Below are 20,983 nucleotides of genomic sequence, written 5' to 3'. Positions count from 1 at the left end.
CTTAATTCGCCATAATTCCCCAGCCGTCGCCATAGCCATCATGGCCGTCGGCAATGCTTTCTAAATATTGCTCAGTTTGGCCAAGTAAGGTGTGTTCCGGCACCATAGCGACTGTGGTTTTGACTTCCCACACACCGGTATCTGGGCATTTTTGCAAGATCATTTGCGGCGCAAGTTCGTCGCTTTGCATGTGTTTGATAAACGCTTCGGCTTGTGGTTTTTGTTCAAATAAAATAAAAAAGTCGACAGGATGAACTTGTGTTAGGTCGATACCTTCTGCCGCCATTTCAGCGAGCAGTTGACCATTGTCATCATTAGGAAATTGCATGCTTACAGCCCAATATTGAATTTGTTGATATTGTCGGTGATTTCAGGGCAAATAAAAAGGTCAATTTGTTAAAAAGCGCTGCTTTAGCCATGTAGGGTTAATTTTGCTGTGATAGTATTAAGCGTCTGCTTGCCACCTCAATTTAGGGATATGTCATTGTTACGATTTTGCTTGTTGTTTTTATGGTCGTTACCTTGTTTAATCCTTGCTCAAACACCAGAACCCTCCACCATCAATACTCCACCAATCGCTGGGGTTGCAGCAAAAGTCGCTGACGTACAACTGCCTGAAGTGAAAGTGCAAGAAATTGAAGTGCCGAGTATTCCTAGCCTGTTGGCAGACAACATCCGCGCGCATCTGCAAACTTTACTTGATAAGCCAATGCAGCAAGTCAACAGCGACTATGTTTATGAGCAAAGTAACAAAGCATTGCAAGCGTTTGGGTATTATGAAAGCGAAGTCACGCTGCAGTGGGATAAAGGCGGTGAGGTGTTAAAGGTCAACGTGCTGCTCAACGAGCCATATCGTTGGTTTCAAGTGCATGTGACCGTCATCGGCAGTGGTGAAGAAGATGAGATACTCAAGCAAATCATCGCAGATCTAGCGATTAAAAAAGACCAAGTGGTTAACCACGGTCAGTATGAGGCGGCCAAAAAGCAGCTTGAAGATCATCTCTTGGAGTTTGGCTATTTTGATTTTAAATGGCTGAAATCTCAACTGTTGGTATCCAAACAGCGACGCCGCGCGCGCGCTGTGTTGAGTTTAGATACTGGACCGCGTTATCAGTTTGGCGCACTTGCTATTGCAGCTGGGTCGCGTGCACAACATTATGTTGAAAAACTCGCACCGTTTAAACAAAACGAGCCTTATCAGGCAAGTATGTTGGGCGACTACAGTTTGTCGTTAAATGAAACACCGTACTTTAACAGTGTGCGTATTTATCCTGAATTAAGCGCAAGACAAAACCAGCAAGTACCAGTACGAGTAGAAGTGGTTGATAAACCTGCCAATAGTTTTGAAGTGGGGGGCGGTTTTAGTACAGATCTAGGCGCAAAAGGGCGGTTTCGTTGGAGTAAGCCGTGGGTAAGTGATGATGGTCACTATCTTGATACCGATTTGTCGGTGTCGGAGCGCCAACAAGATGTCACGGCTAGCTATACCATACCCGTTGAAGATCCGGTACAGGATGTTTGGCGAGTGTCTGGTGGTTACAAACTTGAAGATGGTTTAACCGAAGATATCTTTAGTCGTGTGGTGACATTGCAGCTGCAACGGCAGTGGCTTACCGAAGAAAATTGGGTGCGCACCGCGTTTGTGCGCCGTGAAAAAGAACAATACGACGTAGGCACGGGCTTGCGCACCAGTCATATGACCATTCCTGGCATCAGCTGGGCGAAAAAACAGCGCCGCGGTGGTACATTACCTTACTGGGGGGAAGAGCGACTGTTTGCGATTGAAGGCGCAAATGAGGATTTAGCCTCGTCAACCAGTATGCTGCGACTGCAATGGCAGAACGCTTGGCTACGCAGCTGGGAGCAGCACTATTTTTATGGTCGTATCGATTTGGGGGCAATCATCAGCGACCATATCGAGAGCGTGCCATTTTCACTACGTTTCTATGCGGGTGGCGACCAAAGCATTCGTGGCTTTAAGTATCAATCTATTTCACCAGAAGAAAACGGTGAAAAAACCGGTGGCCGCTATTTAGTAACAGGCACCACGGAATATCAGTACCAGTTTGCTGAAAACTGGCGGGCCGCGTTATTTGTTGATGCTGGTACGGCAACCAACGATTTTAGCGAAAAATTGTCGGTGGGGGCTGGCTTTGGTTTTCGTTACTTGACGCCCATTGGCCCAATCCGTTTTGACCACGCGTGGGGTCTTAGTAAAGAAAGTAACAGCACGCGTTTAAGTATTGTAATAGGACCGGAAATTTGAAGTTGCCAACTGTGTCGCTAACCATGATGCCGTATGTTCGAGCGTTGAAAATTATCTCGTGGATTGTGGTGGGCATATTCACTACGCTCTTTTGTTTGCTATTTACCATTCCGGGTAATCAGGCCATTGTGTGGGGTGTGAATAAATTGGTGCCGGGTGTGACTATTTCTGATTTACAGGCGCGGCTCTATGACAACCAAGCATTTAATCTTGATATCGACACACCCACATTACAACTCAACGCCAGTGGCGTGAAGCTGGACTTAACTTGGTGGCAATGCGAAGGGCTTTGCATTGCTTTAGCCATAGATGAAGTGAATGGGGCTTTACGCCAAGCGGACACATCCACAGCAGACACTAATTCAACCGCTGAAGCTGGCTCAGAGGTGGTGCCCGAAAATGATGAGACACCAAATGAAGCTGAGCAGCAAAGTAGCTTCATGGCACGCTGGCCAATCGCGTTTGATGTGCAAATTACCGCTTTAAGTTTTTGGCAGGCTGAACAACAGAGCGTTGCAAAAGCGCTTAAACTCAGCGGTATTTGGCGTCACTCAGCGCTTGAGTTAGAACAAGTATCTTTAGACACTCTGCAGCATACCAGTGTTAGCAAAGACACCTCAGCTGAGCCAAGAAAAGCTATTGTACTGCCCGCCATTTCACCAGAGGCGTTATTCCCATTACCTTTGCATGCGAGTTTGAAATCATTACGGATCAATGACGTGAGCTTAATTAGCCAAACTGATGGGAGTTCACAGCAGGTGAGTACGCCATCAAGCAACGAGCCGCTTAATATTTCTAACCTCGCCTTAAGTGCCGAAGTGACAGCAAACCAAATTGCGATTTCAGTGCTTGAACTAAGCCTTATGCAATATCAAAGTAGCGCCACTTTGTTGATCCAACCCAACCAAGTTGAAGCAGCGCTCAACATTGCGGGTAATGGCCAACAGCTCAATGCCAAATTAGCTGGGCCTTGGTCGAATTTAGCGCTGGATCTTGCAAGCCAAGCGCCATGGCCGGTAAAAGTTGCAGGCACAGTCAATGTCAGCGAAGCTGATTGGCCGATAACGCTAGATGCAGAGTTTGCTCAGCTACCAGCATATAACTTGGGAGAGGAACATGGCAGCATTGAGTTGGTGCAAGCTAAGTTAGGTTTACATGGTCGATTGTCGGATTTTCAGTTGCGTGCGAGCGCACAAGGGCAATCGAGTCAATATGGGCCAGTTACGCTGAGTACTGAGCTCAGTGGGTCGCAAGCAGCGCTTAAGGTCAAAACACTCAAACTTCAAAGTGAACTTGGCCATTTGCAAGCCAGTTCCGCAGTCACGTTAGCGCCGGATCTGGCGCTTGATGCGGAGTTAAATTGGCAAGGCGTGCAATTGCAAAAACTGCTCGGCTATCCCTCTTTACTGGCTGGAAATGTGCAGTTTTCATTTAAGCAATCTACAACGGGTTGGCTGGCTAAAGTCGATAATTTAGAGTCGAGCGGTACACTCAATCAGTTTCCACTTACCTTAAAGTTACAAGGTGAAGTAGACGACCAGTTACTCGCGAAAGTCGCGAAGGCAGAGTTGCAATATGGTAGCAGCTTTGTTGAATTGAGCGGGCGTATTCAGCAGCAGCTCCAACTGGCTGGTAAGTGGCAGCTTGATTTAGACCAAAAATCGGGGTTTGGGGTTATTGCTAAAGGGAATGGTACTTTGCAAGTATCGGGAAAACGCACAGCGCCCGAGCTCAAGTTAGATGCCGCTATAGCTATGCTGGATGTTGCTGATGTGAAGCTGCAAGACGCCAGTGCAAAAATAGATTACCAACATACCCAAGTAGGCAAAGTAAACGCGGACATTCATGTGGCCGAATTGCAAGTAGCCAAGCAACAGTTAAAAGCCTTAAGCGCGCAAGTGAAAGGTTCCGTTGCTAAACATACGCTCAGCGTTAAAGGTGAGGGGGATGATTTCCATTTTGCCTTTGGTGCTTTAGGTGGGATAGTCAAGCAAGCTTGGCAAGGCGAAGTAACCCAGTTGCAAGGCGTGCTGGCAGGGCTTTCATTACAACAAACCTCGGCAGCAAAGCTGCGTGTGGCGGGGAATGGTGAATTTAAACTCGACGAGCTGTGTATTAAGTCACCGCTCAGCCAGTTATGCAGCAGTGTGTCACTTAATGCCGCACAGCAAGGCCAAGTCAAAGTCGCATTGGCCAATTTGGATTGGCAAGAATTTTGGCCTGTTATGCCAAGACAAATGCGGCTGGCAGGTGCTGCCAACGGTGAATTGGACGCCAGTTTCGGTCCGCAAGGTATCCAGACTTTGGCTGGCAGTTTCAATGCTGACAACAGTTTAGTGATATTGGAACAAGAGGGATTGATCTCTACGTTAGATCTTGGCGATATCAGTGCAAATGTGACGGCCAAAGGCTCGCATTTACAAGTCAGCCTGAAAAATGCAGAGAGTCAGCTTAGCACGTTTGCACTACAATTAGAGACCCAACTCGGGCAAGCAACTCCGCCTATTAAAGGTGAGCTCAGTTTGGCAAAACTGGATTTAGCGCAACTTGATTCATTGGTTGCGCAGGCGCTCAATCGTAGTCTCGATTTACGTGGCAATGTGCAGGGCCAAGTGAGTTTCAAAGGCGCTTTAGCGCGTCCTGAACTGCACGGCCATCTTGCGGTAGAGCAACTGTTTGCTTCAAACGAAAAAAGTCCTTTACAGCTCACAGATTCTAATCTCAATATGAGTTTCCAAGGTCAAACGTTAGAGGTCAATGGACAGCTAAATGATCACCAAGCAGGCAGTTTAGCGCTCGAGGGTAAAGTTGCTTGGCAACAAGAATGGTGGATGGACTTGCGTTTAAGCGGACAAGACTTATTGCTTACGCCACAAACTGGTGTTGAGTTTAAAGTGAATTCGGATATCAGCGTGAGTCTTGAACAGCAAATGGCAAAGGTGAAAGGCAAGTTGGCTGTGCCTTATGGTCGTATCGCCATCAAATCGTTACCTGAAAACGCGGTGAGCATTTCGGCTGATCAGATCTTTGTTGATAATGCAGAGGAAACCCCAGAATCTTTACCATTTCGCTATGATGTGCAATTGCAAGTGGATGTGCTCGACAATGTTCGTATCGACTCGTTTGGCCTGAAAAGCTATATCACAGGTGGGATAGCACTCAGCAAACAAAACGACACGCCAGTCGTGGGTAGTGGCGAGCTGTCGCTGGTGGATGGCACTTTTAAAGCCTTCGGTCAGGATTTACAGATAAAAACCGGGCAAATTGGCTTTAGTGGCGCGCTGGATAAGCCGTATCTGCACGTGAACGCCATTCGTAATCCAGCAACTACTGCCAATGGCGTTATTGCTGGATTGCAATTGACCGGCCCTGCTAGCGCGCCTAATTTTACTGTCTATTCAGAGCCCGCTATGGACCAATCTCATGCGCTTTCGTATTTGCTCAATGGCCAGCCACTAGGTGAAGGTGAAAGCGATAAAAACGTGCTACTGACCAATTTAATATTGAGTCAGGGCCTTGGTCGTGGCGAAGGGGTACTACAAAAAGTGGGCAAGGGAATTGGCTTGTCGGATGTGAATGTAGGTACCAAAGGGGCAGGCGAGGGCACGCAAGTTGAAGTATCAGGCTATTTGACGCCCAGTGTGCAGGTCAAGTACAGCGTTGGGGTGTTTGATTCGCTGAGTGAAATTGCCATTCGTTACCAGATCTTCTCAAAATTATATGTGGAAATTACCAGCGGATTGTATGACAGTATAGATCTGCTTTATCGGTTTGACTGGGGTCAGTAATGTATCGGTTTAAACTGGGGTGCTGGTGTCTGCTGTGGCTCTTAGTGCCTACCGTGAGTATGGCGTCAGAGCTTGGTGAACATGTTGAAAACCCAGTCATTATAAGGGTTAGCGCAGGGGCAAACGAATACGCACTTGCTGTTTTACAAGCGGCGTTTTCATCACAACGCCAAGCGGTGGTATTTCAAGCGGTGCAGAATATCCCCACCCAAGATCGCGCAATGCGCTTATTAGGTAAGCGCGATGGCATCGACGTTTTTTGGGCGGTAACCTCAAAAGAACGGGAAAAGCTCGGCAAAGCTGTGCTCATTCCCATAGAAAAGGGGTTGATAGGCTATCGCTATATTGTTACCCGTAAGAACCAGCCGTTGGCTTTACGAGACCTGATGGCACTGCGCAAATACAGCGTGGGGCTCAGAGAGGACTGGCCGGATCAAGAAGTTTTTAGCGCCAACGGTTTTGATGTGTTTTCATTTGCAAAAGATGCGGATGAATTCGAAATGCTGGATTCTGGTCGCTTTGATATTTTGCCGTTAGATATCTTTTCTAAAGACTTAATCACTGCGCATCCACAATTACAAATTGCCCCGCACACCATAATTTATTACCCCTCAGCGGTGTATTTTTTTGTCGCCAATGAAGCAAGTGCTTTGCATCAAATGCTTAGCAAGGGGATGGAACAAATCGTGCAAAATGGCACCTTGGACAGTTTACTTAATGCCCACTACGGTGTGCTGCTGACGGAATTGGCACTTGCAGAAAAAGTGAAAATCAACTTAACTAACCCGTTATTGCCCGCAACGGCACCACTTTGGCGCAAAGAAATGTGGCAATCATCAACACATTAAAATGAATAATAAGAGAAAATAATGATAAAAACGATGTCAGCCCTATGCCTAGCGATGGCTTTGTTAAGTAGTGCGCATAGCCTTGCCAAGAACTTATCTCCTCATGAAATTATCAGTTCAGCTCCAGAAGCTGCATGGCGTAAGGTCGACCCTGAACAAGTGCTGCGTTTAAGTTTGGCAACAGGCCATGTCTATATTGAGCTTAATCCTCTACTTGCGCCTGGTCATAGTGACAACATGAAAAAGCTCGCGCGCGAAGGTTTTTATCAAGGTTTGTCAGTCTATCGTTTTGTTGAAGGCTTTGTCGCTCAAGGAGGTGATATGAGCGACAGCAAAACGCCAAAATCAGGAAAAAAAGTCATTCCAGCGGAGTTTGCTAAGGCCACTGCCGAGCCTTTAGCGATTACGCCAGTTGCAGGACCAGACGGCTATGCAACACACAGCGGTTTTCTAAATGGTTTTGCAGTAGCGCAAGATGCAAGCCGTAAACTCACTTGGCAAACCCATTGTACCGGGGTATTTGCCATGGCAAGAGGCAACGAAGCCGATAGCGGCGGCACTGAATTTTATGTGGCGCTGACACCGCAGCGTTACCTTGACCGTAACATCACCGTATTTGGTCGCGTGCTTGAAGGCATGGAACATATCCAGAAACTTGACCGAACTGCCAAAGCAGGGCAAGCGTTTAATGTGATTAAAGATATGGTGGTCCTTGCGGATGTGAAAACACAAGACAACAGCCAATTTAGAGTGATGAATACTGATTCTGACAGTTTTAAACAGCTTATTCAGGCGCGCGCCCATCGACCAGAGGCATGGTTTATCGCTCGACCTGATTATGTTGATGTATGCTCAGTGGCGGTGCCGACCGAGCGCCTTTAAAAGGTGGAGCTGAAGGAGAAAAGGATGCGACAGCATCCTTTTTTTACTGACGGTTCGTGCGCAGTAGCATGCTGGTGCGGTTGCTGTGACTCGAGCGAAACGGATTGATGTCTAGGCCACCACGACGAGTGTAGCGGGCATACACTTCGAGCATAGTCGGGGCGAAGGCATTTTGTAGGTCGCAATAAATGCGTTCAACACATTGCTCATGAAACTCGTTGTGGCTGCGAAATGACACTAAATATTTAAGCAAACTGGCATGACAAATGGCTTTGCCTTCGTAGCGGATCACAATACTCGCCCAATCTGGTTGTGAGGTGATCAGGCAGTTAGATTTTAGCAGATGGCTGTGCAGCGTTTCACTCACTAGTTCGTCGCTTTTGGCGACTAAAAGTTGGGTGTTAGGCGCGTATTCATGGCATTCAATATCCAGCTCATCAAGGCAAATACCAGGTAAATCGGTAAACGGCAAGCAGTTGAACTCGCGTGGGCTGTATAAAGTCACCCGTACGTCTGTTTCAGCTGCAGCAGATAAGTCGCGAGCTAAAATGGCTTGGACTGAGGCAAGTGAATCAAAACGGGTTTGGTTAAAGCTGTTGAGATATAGCTTGAATGACTTGGATTCGATAATTTTTGCACTTTGGCAGGCAAATACAAAGGTCGCAACAGCCACTTGTGGCTTACCTTTGAGGTTAAGCCAAGACAGTTCATAGCCAGTCCAAGTATCTTCGCCAAAAAACGGCAATGCTTGCTCCGATACGCCGATTTGCGAGCGGTTTAGTTTGCGGGCAATTGGGTGAAGCAAACTCGCATCGTATTGATCTGAATATTGGGTGGTTTTACCAAGCACTGAGGCCTGCAACTCAGGTGAATTACTATAGTCTGTCATGTTAACTTCGAACTTACGCTAAAACTCGTTACAATGGCGGCATTATAACGAATTTTTAAGAGCATAGCAGTATGTCAATCGCAACCGCGCTCGGCGCTTTATACCAAACCTTTCAAAGTCAAAACCCTAGAGTCGATCATTCGACGGATTGGCCAAGTCCGTGTGAACAGGGTGAACCCGATGCTGAGCAAATGATTGCATGGCAAGCCGTAGCGCGCACGCCAGCTGCGCAATTAGATGAATTGGCAAGCGCATTGGAACTACAGTTTCCAGCAGAGCTTAGTGCTTATTACGGCAGCTATTTTGGTCCAAATATCGCAACGACATGGCAATCACAACCGATAGAGTTATTGCAGGCGTGGTCGCTGGATGACTATGTTAGATTACAAGAGAACATCACCGGCCATATTCTGATGAAGCGCCGTTTAAAGCAGCCAGCCACCGTGTTTATTGGTCTAACCGCAGAAGACGATTTACTCATTAGTGTTGATGTTGCAACGGGCAGTGTTGGTCTTGAGCGTGTCGGTAAGCCACAACATCACCAATTGGCAGAGTCACTAAGCGTCTTTTTGACTGTACTACAGCAAGGCTAAGACCCGCCTGCGGCTTGATAGTGCGCACGCGCCAAGCGCAGCGCGCCAACTTCCGGTGTTGCCAAAGGTGGATAGAGGCAACTTCGCACTGCTTTGGATAAATGCGGCGTCAGTGGTGCTGCGATACCCCCTATGAGCGCAATGCGCGGGTAGCCAAGCATAGTCAGGTGGCGGACATAGCGCCCAACAAAATTTGCCGCTTGTTCAATAATATTGCGTGTATGGCTATCAGCATCACTCGCTTGTAAAACCAATGCTGCCAGGCTGGCAAAAAAGGCTGGTTTCTCATCGTGGGCGAGCGATACTAAGGCATCGCAGCTGTTGACCTGTAATTGGCTTAGCAGCGCATCGGTAGCGGGGCTTGCCAGTGCCAAGCCATCTAGCACTTCCAAGGTTTTTCGCACCAACGCCAAACCAAGCCAAGCACCGCTGGCGCCGTCGCTGAGTAGCAAGCCATGACCACCTAGTTCAATATGTTCTTGGTTTGACTTCGCGCCAGCACAAAATCCAGTGCCAAGAATGATCACCGCACCGTCATGGTGTTGATGCGCACCTTCGCAGGCGATGTGGAGATCTGTGGTTACAGTGAGTGCCGCAAAAGGGTGTTGCCACTGTAAAAAACGTTGTTTGGCAGAGCTGACGTTAGCTCCAGCTAACCCTGCGACGGCCTGAATATCGGCCATACGTGAAGCCGATAATTGGGCGTTTGTCAGCGCTATCATCGTGGCTGTGATAATAGCCTCTTGGGTTTGCGACACGCTGCGCACAATGTTGGCGGGGCCAGCAACACCTTCGCCAAGTACGTTGCCTTTACTGTCTTCGAGTCTGACGCGGCATTTACTACCACCGCCATCTATACCTAAAAATAATGGGGTTTTATTGTGATTGTCAGCGTTGCTGATTGTGTGGCTCATAGCGTGGTCTCTTGAAGTTGACTTGGTTGCAATATCGCTTGAATGGCGTTGGCAGAAATTTGCCCGTCAGGATGATAAACTCCACTAAAGCTATGCAGAGAAAAGGTATTCGCGTTGACACAAGCAGCGCAATTGTCAGCAAGTGCAAAGAGTGCGGTGGCGTTTTGCGCATTCACTCCACCACCCACGACAATTTCAATCTGGCCATTTGCGTAGTTTAGCAATTCGGCTATGCGTGTTTGGCCGTCTAATGCTGAGCGATTACTCCCCCACGGCGTACCACTTGTCAGTACACGGTGAATACCTAAATTAATCAATGCGGTTATGGCTTGCTCACTGTTTGCTATTGCATCAAAAGCGCGATGAAACGTGCTTTTCAGGCCATATTTGGCCGCATGTTGCTGTAATTTAGCTGTCGTCATTAGGTCTAACGCTTGGCTTTCGGTCAATGCACCAAATACGACGCCATCGGCACCCAGTGTGGCTGCGGTTGTTATGCTTTGCAGCATGTCTTGCAATGTTTGCGAAGTCACTACAAAGCGCCCCGGCAGGGGTCGGATCATCACCAATAATTCGGTGTTTGGTAGCATGGCCTGTTTGGCTGTGGCAATCGCCAGTGGCGTTGGAGTCAGTCCGTCACTTGCCATCGCTGCACAAAGCTCGATTCGCGTCGCACCCGCACTCAGTGCACTGTGGATATTCTGTGCTAACGTCGGTAACTTATCGGCGTCGATACACACTTCAAGAATTTTACTGTTTCTTACCATTTTGCGGTTAATCCGATTACGGGTGTTAGATAACTTAGTCCACTCTGCTAGGTAACTGTGAATATCTTATAAAGTACATATTTAACAAAAGTTTAAGTTGTAATTTAACTTGCTTTTAGGCGTTTAAAAGCGCTAAATGCCGCGCTTAGAGTTCCCGTAATCACTATAAACTAGGTGTTTTGCAAATGGATCTTTTTTTAGGCTAAACGCCGATTTTCTCCTAGTGCTCACCGAATTTCTATTATCACTTTTTCTGATGCAACCCTATTCTGAGCATGAGTTTTACAAGGTATTAACCCTGACAAGGAGCACAACAGGGGTTAAACAGGGTTGCTCGTCAACAATTTCAGGATTGATGAGTCCATGTTTACAAACACATATGAACCACTGGAGACAGGTATGAGCAATAATAATAACAGCCATAATCCTACAGGGAACCCAAGGCGCTTTCAGCGCTCTGCGCTGGGATTGGCATTACTGACTGCGTGTAATCTTAGCTATGCGCAGGACGAAGTGACGGACGACAAAAAAACCGATCAGGAGATGGAAACCATTGAAGTTCGAGGTATTCGTGCTTCTATGGCGGAAAACCTCGCGCTCAAGCGTTTATCAAACGCCATTCTTGATGCAATTACAGCAGAAGACATTGGCAAATTTCCCGACAAAAACGTTGCGGATTCACTCCAACGGGTGCCGGGGATTGTCATTTCAAGAAGTGGTGGTGAAGGCGAAAACGTCAGTATTCGTGGGTTGTCATCAGACCTAACATTTACACAGTTAAACGGCAACTTTATCGCCTCGTCACCCGGTGACCCATCGCGCTCGTTCAGCTATTCGCTACTGCCTTCAACCATGATCCAATCGGTCGAAGTGTTTAAATCGTCAGAAGCCCGTTTGGATGAGGGCGGGGTTGGCGGCACCGTCATTCTTCATAGCCGTAAGCCGCTAGATATGGATGCAAATTCAGGCGCCTTAAATGTTGAATATACCAATTCGGACGTGACTGAAAAATACGAGCCAAGCTTTAGTGGCGTATATTCTTGGAAAAATAGCGATGAAGACTTTGGGATTTTGCTCGGCTATACCGAACAAGACCGCACCAACCGCTCGTTAAGTGGTGATACCAGCGGCGGTGGCGGTTGGCGCTGGGCAACCAGTGATGATAAACCCGCCATGGATGTTAATGGCAATGAAATTGTCAACAGCACTCGACGCTTTGCCGCGCTAACCGATGCTTATGGCAATGTCTATGAAGGGGTGTGGGCGCCTCAAGTGGCGGGTGTGGGGGTCACCAAAGAAAAACGTGAACGCGTAGGTGGGCAAGTTACTATGCAGTGGCGACCAACCGACGCGTTAGAGCTGACCGCCAACTATTTTCACTTTGGTCTTAGCCAAGACAGCACTAACTCGCAAATGTGGATCCCTGAGTGGAAATACAGCCCAGATTATCTCACTGGCGTTGAACTGGATGAAAGCGGCACTATCGTCACTGGCATGGACTTTACCACTGGCGCTGGCGGCACAGAAGGTAACTTAGAATTTCCTTGGATCATCGGCAGCTACACAGTAGAAGAAAACACCTCAGATACCTATGACTTCGGTTTTGAATATGCCGGCGATGTTTATGATTTACGCGGTAAATTTGGTCGGACACAAGCTGAGGGCGGGCCTTCTGAATCTTGGAGTGCGGCATACAAAAGTGGTCAACCCGCAAAACGCAGTGATTCTGGTTTAGTTGAAAACGCCGCATCCTATGCCGGTTGGCGATTGGGTGACCGAGTATCGCTTTATGCCGACCCAGCTCTTTTAACCAATTTGCAAGCAGGCATTGCGGGCGACCCAGATCCGGGTTCAACAGGGTCGAGCTTTGTGGTGAGTGACTTAGCAGAAAACTATGCGCAGCTCGATTTAGATTATCGTTTGGATTATGGCATCATCGACACGTTGCGAGTAGGGGTGAAATATCGCAACGCCAAATTACACCGCGAAACCAACAATACCTTTTTTATTACTCAAGCTGGGGCAGAACAAATCGCCAGTGGTGAGTTAGATCCGTTCAGTCAAGGTGCCATTGATAAAGTGTCTTATCAGTGGATTGATGGCATGCCAGATTTAACCGAAATCTTAAACGAGGAATCTGAGCAAAATATCCCCGGTGGCTTTTCTGTGAATGTGATGCCGACCATTAACTGGGATCGTTACCGCGATATCGTCACCAGTCAGTATGTAAAACATACCCGTCGCGAACCTGACTTTATTTTCGACATTGAAGAAACCATCACCGCAGGTTACATGCAAGCGGATTTCTCTTACGAGACGCTACGCGGTAACTTTGGGGTGCGTTATGTCGAGACCAAAACCAACATTATGTCGTCAGATAAAATCAATTATTACCTAGATGATATTGATGATGTCACGGAAGAAGACATTTTGGGTGACGAACGCGTCGTCGATGTTGCCACCATGACCGAGCGTAGCGTGACCGACAAACGTTGGTTGCCAAGCGTGAACTTAGTGTGGGACGCCAGCGACGATTTAGTGGTGCGTATGGCGGCGGCGAAAACCATGTCGCGGGCACCTTTTAACGATATGGGCGCGCCAGAAAACCTCACTTTTATTTCGCAGGAATGGGCCGATGACCGCTTAGAATTCCGTGGCAATCCAGTTGATCCGGGTTGGTCGGGGTCGGGTGGTAATAAGGCACTACAACCGTTTGAATCAGTGCAACTAGATGTCTCGGCAGAATATTATTTTGCCAAAGGATCAGCCGTTGGGGTGGCGCTCTTTAATAAAAAAGTCGACAACTTTATTGTGCCGTTGATTATTACCTCAGTGCGGCCATTTGAAGGCTTTACCAACCCAAATACGGGGGTTGAAATTGTGCCTCCGGGGGACATCACCGTGACGCCATTTAGAACCACCGCCAATGGCACCAACGCAACCTCACGCGGGGTGGAAGTCTTTGCTCAGCATGCCTTTGATAATGGCTTTGGCTTTAATATCAACTACACCCTAAACGATACAAATCAGGCCGATATTAACGTCAATGGCGAGAAAATTGGCGAGTCAGCGCTGGTGGGTAGTGCAGACAACCAGTTCAACTTCTCGGCTTACTTTGAGAATGACAGCTACAGCTTACGGGCCTCTTATAACCGCCGCGGTAAAACCGCGTTAGGTCTTGCGGATGGTTTAACTGTGTATCAAGAACCGTATCAACAAGTGGATGTGAACGCCTCTTACAGCTTGTTAGAAAACTTAATCTTCACGGCTTCGGTGATCAACTTAACCGAAGAAGAACCGCGTACATTTTATGGCACCGATAGCCGCGCACGATTGCGTAGTAGCAGCTACACCGGTCGTCGATATTACGCAGGTTTGACTTACCGTTTCTAAAAACTAACAACAATTTTGAAGATTTTGCTAGGCGGAGGACGTTGCGCCGCCAACAAGACAACAAGGAAACCATTATGAACAAGGCGAAGCTATTTCGATTTGCCATGCCAGCACTTTTTGTTGCAACCGCACTAGCCGGTTGCGGTGGTGGCGACAATGATCCCCAAGTGAATGACGTACCCGTCACCCCAGATACCACAGTGGCAGAGCTGGCGGGTAGTGCTGTAAAAGGCACCTTAAGCGCAGCCGATGTGACGGTCACAGCCCTTAATGGCAGCAAATTAACCTTAGGGGCAAATGCCAGTACCAACCAAAACGGTGAGCTGTTTGTGGAACTCACCGGGGCACCAGGTTTTGGTATCAATGCGATTGTGAAAATGACGGTCACTGCCAGCAGCGCCTCGAGCATGCTGTGTGATGCCGCACATTGCGGTTCGGCGATGTTGGGTGAAACCATCAGCGGCGAGGCGGTGGCGGGCACTGCGCTGAGTACGCTAGGCCAACTCAAAGTGACTTATGGCAGTAAAGCCGATGGCAATGCCGATTCGACTTTACAAGCCAATGCGTTAACTACGCTCGCAACCCAATTAGTGGAAAACGCCGTCGCGGCAGGACGCAATGCCTCAACACCTGAGTTGATGGCTCTCGCACAAGCAGATATGTCGGCGCTACTGCTACGCGCAATGGGGTGGCAAACCAATAATACCAATGTGTTTACCACCCAAGTGGTCAGTGCTGATAGTTTTGACAATTTTATCACCGGCACAGAATGCACCACTGACGACAATAATGTCGAAACCTGCGGCAATGCGATGGCAAGCGATAGTGTCACGAAACTTTCATTGTTAAATGCGGCATTGGCTAATTTTGCTGAAGGTGGTTCGCAAGCGGGCATGTTACAACAAGCCGCCGCAAATCTCAGTGCGGCATTGGCTGAGGATGGTGATGCGCTCACCGCATTACGTACGCAATTACATGAAGCTATTGCGGCGCATCCGTTAACCGCTGAGCTTGGCTTAAGTGCCGACAGCATTGTTGACATGAAATTGCCGTTGTTTGATGAAGAAACGACATCAGGGCCATTGCAGGAAGTGACCACCACTGCCAATTTAGCCGGTGCGACTATCACAGCACGTAACAGCATCAGTGATGCCGAAAGCCCAGATAAAGCCTTTGATAGTGACAACGACACCAAATGGTTAGATCACAACGACTGGAAAGGCGCGCCAAGCGAGGCAGATCCGTCTTGGATCCAAATTGATTTTACCACAGCGCATGCCGTCAATAGCGTGTTTATTACCAGTGCGAACGATGCCCCTGAGCGTGACCCTGAGAACTTTACCATAGTGGCATCTAACGATGGTGGGGCGACTTGGCAATTACTCAGTAAGGTGGTGGGTGCCAGTTTTGATGCGCGTTTTGAGCGTAAGGAATTTAGCTTCGCCAATGAACAAGCCTATTTAAGTTATCGCATTAACATTAGCAAAAACAAAAATAATGATGGTTTAGTACAACTCAGCGGCATTCAAATGGTGGGACCAAAGTTTGCCTCGCGTGACCATACTAACTTTGTGGCTGGCACTGCTAGTGCGCGTAACAGCATTGGAGATGGGGAAAATCAAGACAAAGCCTTTGATAACGACCCAACCACCAAGTGGCTTGACCATAACGACTGGAAAGGCGCGCCAAGCGAAACCGACCCTTCATGGCTACAAATGGACTTTACCACCCCTGTGGCGGTTAATGCGCTGGCTATTACCAGTGCCAATGATGCGCCAGAGCGCGACCCAGAAAACTTTAATCTGCAAGCCTCAAATGATGGTGGAGCCACTTGGCTGCCGCTGGCAAGTTGGGTTGGCGAAGCGTTTGACGAACGCGCTATGCGCCGCACTTTTGCGCTAAGCAATCAACTGGCCTACAGCAGCTATCGTTTAAATGTGACTAAAAACAAAAATAACGATGGCTTAATGCAAATTGCTGAGGTGGAATTGCTCGGGCCAGAATTAGCCGGGCTTGACCATGCTCGTGTGGCAGGAGCGGTGTACAGCGCACGCTTTAGTATCAGTGAGTCAGAAGGTGCGGCACAGGCCTTTGACGGTGATGTGAATACCAAATGGCTGGATCACAACGATTGGCAAGGCGCGCCTACTGCGACTGATCCTGCTTGGATCCAAGTCGATTTGCCGACGCCACAAGCGGTCAATACTTTATCGATTACCAGTGCGAATGATGCACCAGAGCGCGACCCAGAAAACTTCCAGTTAATGGCGTCTAACGATGGTGAAACGTGGGCAGCAGTTGCCTCTTGGGTTGGAGAATCGTTTGCTGAGCGCTTTAAGCCACGTTCGTTTAGCTTTGCTAATAGCTTAGCGTACAGCCACTATCGCCTGAACATCAGCAAAAATGCCAATAACGATGGCTTAGTGCAAATTGCGGAAGTCGGCATGGTCGGCCCGCAATACGCCGCGATGGATTTAACTGCCCTCGTAGGTACGCAATTTAGTGCCCGTAACAGCATTGGTGATGCAGAAAACCAAGACAAAGCTTTCGATAACGACACAACGACTAAATGGCTTGACCATAACGATTGGAAAGGGGCACCAAGTGAGGCCGACCCGTCTTGGATCCAAGTTGATTTCACCGCCGCTCAGGTGGTTAGTGGGTTAGCCATCACCAGCGCCAATGATGCCCCAGAGCGTGATCCAGAGAACTTTACTTTGTTGGGCTCAAATGACGATGGCGTGACGTGGCAAGTGGTCTCAAGCTGGGTGGGTGAAAGTTGGGAAAACCGTTTTGAACGCCGTGCGTTTGAATTCCGTAACGGTTTTGCATACCGCAGCTACCGCTTAGCCATCAGCAAAAATCGTAACAACGACGGCCTAGTGCAATTAAGTGAAATCGAACTAATAGGCCTTGCTCAAGAGTAAGCACTCTGCCCAGACAATTTCTCTTGCAACCTTAAACCAGACTCCCCGTGAGTCTGGTTTTTTTGTCGGGTACATTTGCAGACGATTCAGCACATGTTGGCTAAACTTAACCAAGGAGGGCAATATGCATAAGTTAACGGAGGGGTCAGTGGCAGCAAGCCATGCGCAGTCCACCCCGTCCAAACAAACTAATCAATCCGCGCCAGCGGTAGTGATTGAGTCACCTTGCATCCGTCATTGCTGCTTAAACAACGACGATATATGCGTTGGCTGCGGCCGTTCACTACAAGAAATCCTCGCTTGGCATGAGATAGATGATGAAGCTAAATACCTGATTTTAAAAAGGGCAGAGGGACGATTGAGAACTACGAGATAGTACGCCGATGTATGTTTCACGCCTTTTTGCACGAATAGCGAATAGCAGAAATTATAACGCCATCTTTTTTCATACAGAGGTAAACCAGCTAACGTCTAAGTGGTTGCCCTTTTTCAAGCAATGACTCTTATCCCATTGATTAGAGTTGAAAAGAACTCAATGAAGCCGTTATATTCAATGCAATTCTATGAGAAATCAGGTGCAAAGGAGTGAGTTGTGGAAAGCTTATTGGATAAGGCGGTGTTTGAGGCGCTCGGTGTTGGGCTGAACTTTCAACCCCTTAATTGGCAAAATGAAATTCACTTATTACCTAACGCAAAATTTTGGCTTCCCTATCAAATCGTTGAGTTAGAAGATGAGCTGTTTGTTGAGTGGTGCTACGCCAGACATGCAGACTTTAGCTTGCCTTTTGTGCACGATACGATCGCTAGACTTAAACGCGCACCAGGTAGCCGCGTTACGCTACGCACATCTATTTCGCAATTATTGGATTATGCAAAACAATTATCACCATCTTGCCATTTTGCAGGGCTTATCTTTCATATTTCGCGTTGCGGTTCAACGCTGTGTAGTCAGTTAATTAATCAGCTACCGGGACGAGTTTGCCTTTCGGAACCAAAATTTGTCGATGATATCGCCCGCGTGTATGCACATAAGGTTGACCGAGAAACGCAGAGTCAAATTTTAAAATCCTTGTTACAGATTTGGTTAACCTTTTTGTCTGAACACCACCAACATTGCTATATTAAGTTAGATGCTTGGCTTAACTTTGAGGCCACGTTTTTGTTATCGAGCTTATCGCCTCCACGCAGTATGTTTTTAAGCCGCACTTTGACAGAGGTTATTGCATCGCACCACGCTAAACCTGGCGCGTTTACAATACCTTCAATTGTGGCACCTAGTTACTTTCAACTAACTGACCCAGGAGCGGATTTTCTAAGGCCGGACGGATATTTATTGAGTGTGATTTCCGCAATTTATCAAGCTGGTTTGAGGCTATCTAAACAACACAGTATTACTCATATCCAGTATTCTCAGTTACCTCAAGCCTTGTTTAATACTTTACTTGCCGATGTGCCTTCAGAGCAGCTAGCACAAGTTAATTGCAATCAATATTCAAAAGATAGTCAGCTCCAGTTTGCGGGAGACAAAGAAAAAACGACATGTCTAAAGCTTCACGAGAAAGCGCGAATTGAGCAAAAGCAGCACGAGCTAGAAAGTCGTCTAATACTGACTTAGCATCTGTAAAATTGGAGAATTTACTATTCAACGTCCTAGGTAAATTAAGTGGGGCGAGTTCACTAAAATCAAGTGCCAAATGCACTTGTGCGGTGGGGAAGCAATCATTGAGTTATGTGCTCAAACCTTGCGGGTCATAAAGCAGCTATGAGGGTCAAATTGATATTCGCCAAACGGATCGCAGTAAACGAAACCATGCTTTTCATACAACTTTCTGGCGGGCAAAAAATAATCCATGGTGCCAGTTTCTAAACTCACAGTTTCATAGCTTCTGATTTTTGCCACATTAAGTACATGGGACAACAATTGCGAGGCAATACCTTGATTTCGCGCATGAGTGGCAGTGCGCATGGACTTGATTTCAGCATGTTTTGAATCTAATTCCTTGAGTGCGATACAGCCTTGTATCACACCTTCTATTTCTGCTCGCCAAAAAGTGATAAATGGATGTTTGAGTGCTTCAATATCCAATGCATGGATACTTTCTGTTGGTGATGTTGCGTACATATCTTGCAGATGTTGTTTTAGCAGCAGTAACACATCGCTACCTTGCAAATCATCAATTTTAATTTCCAATATATTTCCTTACCAGACCAAGCGGTCAACTTAAATTAATTTCCTAATGCTATCAGTGGCTTTTGGCTAAATCAATGTTGTATCCATTGAGAGAGTGACATGACAATTTCTACGATGTTATCTGGTTACTTTCATATGGGTAACAGCCAAGCGTAATTAATTTTAACCAATAGGTGTGGTTAAGTAGTTTACATATCAGGGATAACCTAAATAAAAGTTACCATTTTGGTTTTTAAGGTTTTACTATAGACGAGCAAACAGTACCGCGTCGGATGATTAGATTTTTCCTGCAAGATAAGGCTTTATTGTGGCCTTTGCTGTGCGCAATGGATTTGGACGTCATGCAGAGGACATTATGAACACGCTATTAGATGAACTGAGCACGTCGCTTGTTGACGGCGACCTAGAACATCAAGTGCGCGCACTTATCAAATTGTTACATCATTCAACAGGGTTAGAATCCGCTTATTTTACACGCATTGATTTAGCTGAAGGGGTGCAACAAGTCGTCTATGCACTCAACACTGGTAATCTCAAGCTTGATGAGGGATTAACAGTGCCTTGGGGCGATACCTTGTGTAAACGTGCCATTGAACAAAACCAATTTGTCACCAGTGATGTCAGCACATGTTGGGGAGACTCGGATGCAGCTAGGTTACTTGGTATTCAAACCTATATGAGCGCGCCAGTACATTTAACCGATGGTAATTTATTTGGCACGGTATGCGCAGCGAGTACTTTTCCGCAAAAAGTATCTGCAGAAAACCGCACTTTACTTGAGCTCATCAGCCAAATTATTGCTATCCAAGTAGACCGTGAGTTTTTATTACAACAGTTAAGAATTGAAAACCGCCAGTTTCGTAACATAGCGCTTATGGATCCCCTCACTGGGGTTGGTAATCGTCGTGCATTGGAGCAAGAGATCTGGCAGACATTAAATGCTTTAGAGAATAAAACAGCTGCTTATTTTGCTGCGTTTATTGATCTCGATAATTTTAAGCATATTAACGACACCCATGGTCATGACGCGGGTGATAGATTTTTATTGGCTATCTGCCAAAGGCTGAAAAGCGGTTGTGATGAAAGCGATTTTATCGCCCGGATTGGCGGCGATGAATTTGTTATTTTTGGTAAAGTGCCAAGTAAAATGAGTGATGAAGCGGCGCAGCAAATTCAGCAAAAGCTATTTGAAAGTACGGTTGGCAATATTGATATCAGTACCACCATTATTGACTATCAAGGTGCCAGTGTGGGTGTGACTATTTCACAACCCAGCGATGATGCGGATTCATTATTGCAGCGTGCAGACAGCGAAATGTATAAAGTGAAAAAGCGCCGTAAGAAGCTGAGTTTGAGTTAACCCCATTACTGCAAGGCCGTAACGCGCATACTGACACTTAGTGATTAATAAGTCTTCATGCTAGCTTTACGAGACTTGCCAACCAGCGCTGGTTTTATCTCTGCTCCTAAACTGTGCCATATGATAATGTATTTAAAAATAGAAGTTACATTTTTGTTTTTGCCT

General features: G+C 47.1%; 15 protein-coding genes. 10 read left to right on the top strand and 5 right to left on the bottom strand.

Annotated elements, in window-relative coordinates:
- Position 1 precedes the first annotated feature (1 nt).
- Complete coding sequence (locus ACFOEE_RS06715; protein ID WP_377122346.1) at positions 2-328, bottom strand: ribonuclease E inhibitor RraB; 327 nt, start codon at positions 326-328, stop codon at positions 2-4.
- Positions 329-484: 156 nt separating this feature from the next.
- Here ACFOEE_RS06715 and ACFOEE_RS06710 point away from each other — a divergent pair, with 156 nt between their 5' ends.
- From ACFOEE_RS06710 to ACFOEE_RS06695, 4 genes are read left to right on the top strand one after another with little or no spacing between them, the layout of a single operon-like run.
- Positions 485-2,266: an autotransporter assembly complex protein TamA gene (locus ACFOEE_RS06710; RefSeq protein WP_377122343.1), complete on the top strand. Its 1,782-nt coding sequence runs from the start codon at positions 485-487 to the stop codon at positions 2,264-2,266.
- A complete protein-coding gene (locus ACFOEE_RS06705; RefSeq protein WP_377122340.1) occupies positions 2,263-6,054 on the top strand; it encodes a translocation/assembly module TamB domain-containing protein in 3,792 nt (1,263 codons plus the stop codon). Before ACFOEE_RS06710 ends, ACFOEE_RS06705 begins: the two co-directional genes overlap by 4 nt.
- Positions 6,055-6,107: 53 nt before the next feature.
- Complete coding sequence (locus ACFOEE_RS06700; protein WP_377122337.1) at positions 6,108-6,902, top strand: hypothetical protein; 795 nt, start codon at positions 6,108-6,110, stop codon at positions 6,900-6,902.
- Positions 6,903-6,923: 21 nt separating this feature from the next.
- Entirely contained in the window at positions 6,924-7,784 is an 861-nt protein-coding gene (locus tag ACFOEE_RS06695) for a peptidylprolyl isomerase (protein ID WP_377122334.1), read from the top strand.
- Between the two features lie 43 nt (positions 7,785-7,827).
- Here ACFOEE_RS06695 and queF read toward each other — a convergent pair whose 3' ends face one another.
- Positions 7,828-8,673 (bottom strand): NADPH-dependent 7-cyano-7-deazaguanine reductase QueF, encoded by an 846-nt coding sequence (queF, locus tag ACFOEE_RS06690; protein ID WP_377122330.1) that lies wholly within the window; start codon positions 8,671-8,673, stop codon positions 7,828-7,830.
- A 71-nt stretch (positions 8,674-8,744) separates the two neighbouring features.
- Between queF and syd the strand changes: the two genes are divergently transcribed.
- On the top strand, positions 8,745-9,266 hold the full coding sequence (syd, locus tag ACFOEE_RS06685) for a SecY-interacting protein (RefSeq protein ID WP_377122327.1): 522 nt from the start codon (positions 8,745-8,747) through the stop codon (positions 9,264-9,266).
- Here syd and ACFOEE_RS06680 read toward each other — a convergent pair.
- A complete protein-coding gene (locus tag ACFOEE_RS06680; protein ID WP_377122324.1) occupies positions 9,263-10,180 on the bottom strand; it encodes a BadF/BadG/BcrA/BcrD ATPase family protein in 918 nt (305 codons plus the stop codon). The two genes, syd and ACFOEE_RS06680, sit on opposite strands and share 4 nt — an antisense overlap.
- Complete coding sequence (locus ACFOEE_RS06675) at positions 10,177-10,947, bottom strand: copper homeostasis protein CutC (protein ID WP_377122321.1); 771 nt, start codon at positions 10,945-10,947, stop codon at positions 10,177-10,179. Before ACFOEE_RS06675 ends, ACFOEE_RS06680 begins: the two co-directional genes overlap by 4 nt.
- Before the next feature lie 399 nt (positions 10,948-11,346).
- Here ACFOEE_RS06675 and ACFOEE_RS06670 point away from each other — a divergent pair, with 399 nt between their 5' ends.
- From ACFOEE_RS06670 to ACFOEE_RS06655, 4 genes are all read left to right on the top strand, one after another.
- Complete coding sequence (locus ACFOEE_RS06670) at positions 11,347-14,340, top strand: TonB-dependent receptor (RefSeq protein WP_377122318.1); 2,994 nt, start codon at positions 11,347-11,349, stop codon at positions 14,338-14,340.
- Between the two features lie 74 nt (positions 14,341-14,414).
- On the top strand, positions 14,415-17,267 hold the full coding sequence (locus ACFOEE_RS06665) for a discoidin domain-containing protein (RefSeq protein WP_377122315.1): 2,853 nt from the start codon (positions 14,415-14,417) through the stop codon (positions 17,265-17,267).
- 124 nt (positions 17,268-17,391) lie between these two features.
- Positions 17,392-17,643, top strand: coding sequence for a DUF1289 domain-containing protein (locus ACFOEE_RS06660; RefSeq protein WP_377122312.1), 252 nt, complete (start codon positions 17,392-17,394; stop codon positions 17,641-17,643).
- A gap of 216 nt (positions 17,644-17,859) precedes the next feature.
- Positions 17,860-18,882 (top strand): hypothetical protein, encoded by a 1,023-nt coding sequence (locus tag ACFOEE_RS06655; RefSeq protein ID WP_377122309.1) that lies wholly within the window; start codon positions 17,860-17,862, stop codon positions 18,880-18,882.
- Positions 18,883-19,002: 120 nt separating this feature from the next.
- Here ACFOEE_RS06655 and ACFOEE_RS06650 read toward each other — a convergent pair whose 3' ends face one another.
- On the bottom strand, positions 19,003-19,458 hold the full coding sequence (locus ACFOEE_RS06650) for a GNAT family N-acetyltransferase (RefSeq protein WP_377122306.1): 456 nt from the start codon (positions 19,456-19,458) through the stop codon (positions 19,003-19,005).
- A 355-nt stretch (positions 19,459-19,813) separates the two neighbouring features.
- Between ACFOEE_RS06650 and ACFOEE_RS06645 the strand changes: the two genes are divergently transcribed.
- Positions 19,814-20,818: a sensor domain-containing diguanylate cyclase gene (locus ACFOEE_RS06645; protein ID WP_377122303.1), complete on the top strand. Its 1,005-nt coding sequence runs from the start codon at positions 19,814-19,816 to the stop codon at positions 20,816-20,818.
- Positions 20,819-20,983 lie beyond the last annotated feature (165 nt).

It is taken from the genome of Pseudoalteromonas fenneropenaei, assembly GCF_042643375.1.
Classification (GTDB): domain Bacteria; phylum Pseudomonadota; class Gammaproteobacteria; order Enterobacterales; family Alteromonadaceae; genus Pseudoalteromonas; species Pseudoalteromonas fenneropenaei.
Note: the sequence above shows the minus strand (reverse complement) of the source record. Positions and strands in the feature narration are given on the sequence as shown.

What these genes read in the sequence shown, in the direction of transcription:
- ACFOEE_RS06645 (WP_377122303.1), top strand. Translation starts at nt 19,814, where the DNA reads ATGAACACGCTATTAGATGAACTGAGCACGTCGCTTGTTGACGGCGAC.
- ACFOEE_RS06665 (WP_377122315.1), top strand. Translation starts at nt 14,415, where the DNA reads ATGAACAAGGCGAAGCTATTTCGATTTGCCATGCCAGCACTTTTTGTT.
- ACFOEE_RS06660 (WP_377122312.1), top strand. Translation starts at nt 17,392, where the DNA reads ATGCATAAGTTAACGGAGGGGTCAGTGGCAGCAAGCCATGCGCAGTCC.
- syd (WP_377122327.1), top strand. Translation starts at nt 8,745, where the DNA reads ATGTCAATCGCAACCGCGCTCGGCGCTTTATACCAAACCTTTCAAAGT.
- ACFOEE_RS06695 (WP_377122334.1), top strand. Translation starts at nt 6,924, where the DNA reads ATGATAAAAACGATGTCAGCCCTATGCCTAGCGATGGCTTTGTTAAGT.
- ACFOEE_RS06670 (WP_377122318.1), top strand. Translation starts at nt 11,347, where the DNA reads ATGAGCAATAATAATAACAGCCATAATCCTACAGGGAACCCAAGGCGC.
- ACFOEE_RS06675 (WP_377122321.1), bottom strand. Translation starts at nt 10,947, where the DNA reads ATGGTAAGAAACAGTAAAATTCTTGAAGTGTGTATCGACGCCGATAAG.
- ACFOEE_RS06680 (WP_377122324.1), bottom strand. Translation starts at nt 10,180, where the DNA reads ATGAGCCACACAATCAGCAACGCTGACAATCACAATAAAACCCCATTA.
- queF (WP_377122330.1), bottom strand. Translation starts at nt 8,673, where the DNA reads ATGACAGACTATAGTAATTCACCTGAGTTGCAGGCCTCAGTGCTTGGT.
- ACFOEE_RS06715 (WP_377122346.1), bottom strand. Translation starts at nt 328, where the DNA reads ATGCAATTTCCTAATGATGACAATGGTCAACTGCTCGCTGAAATGGCG.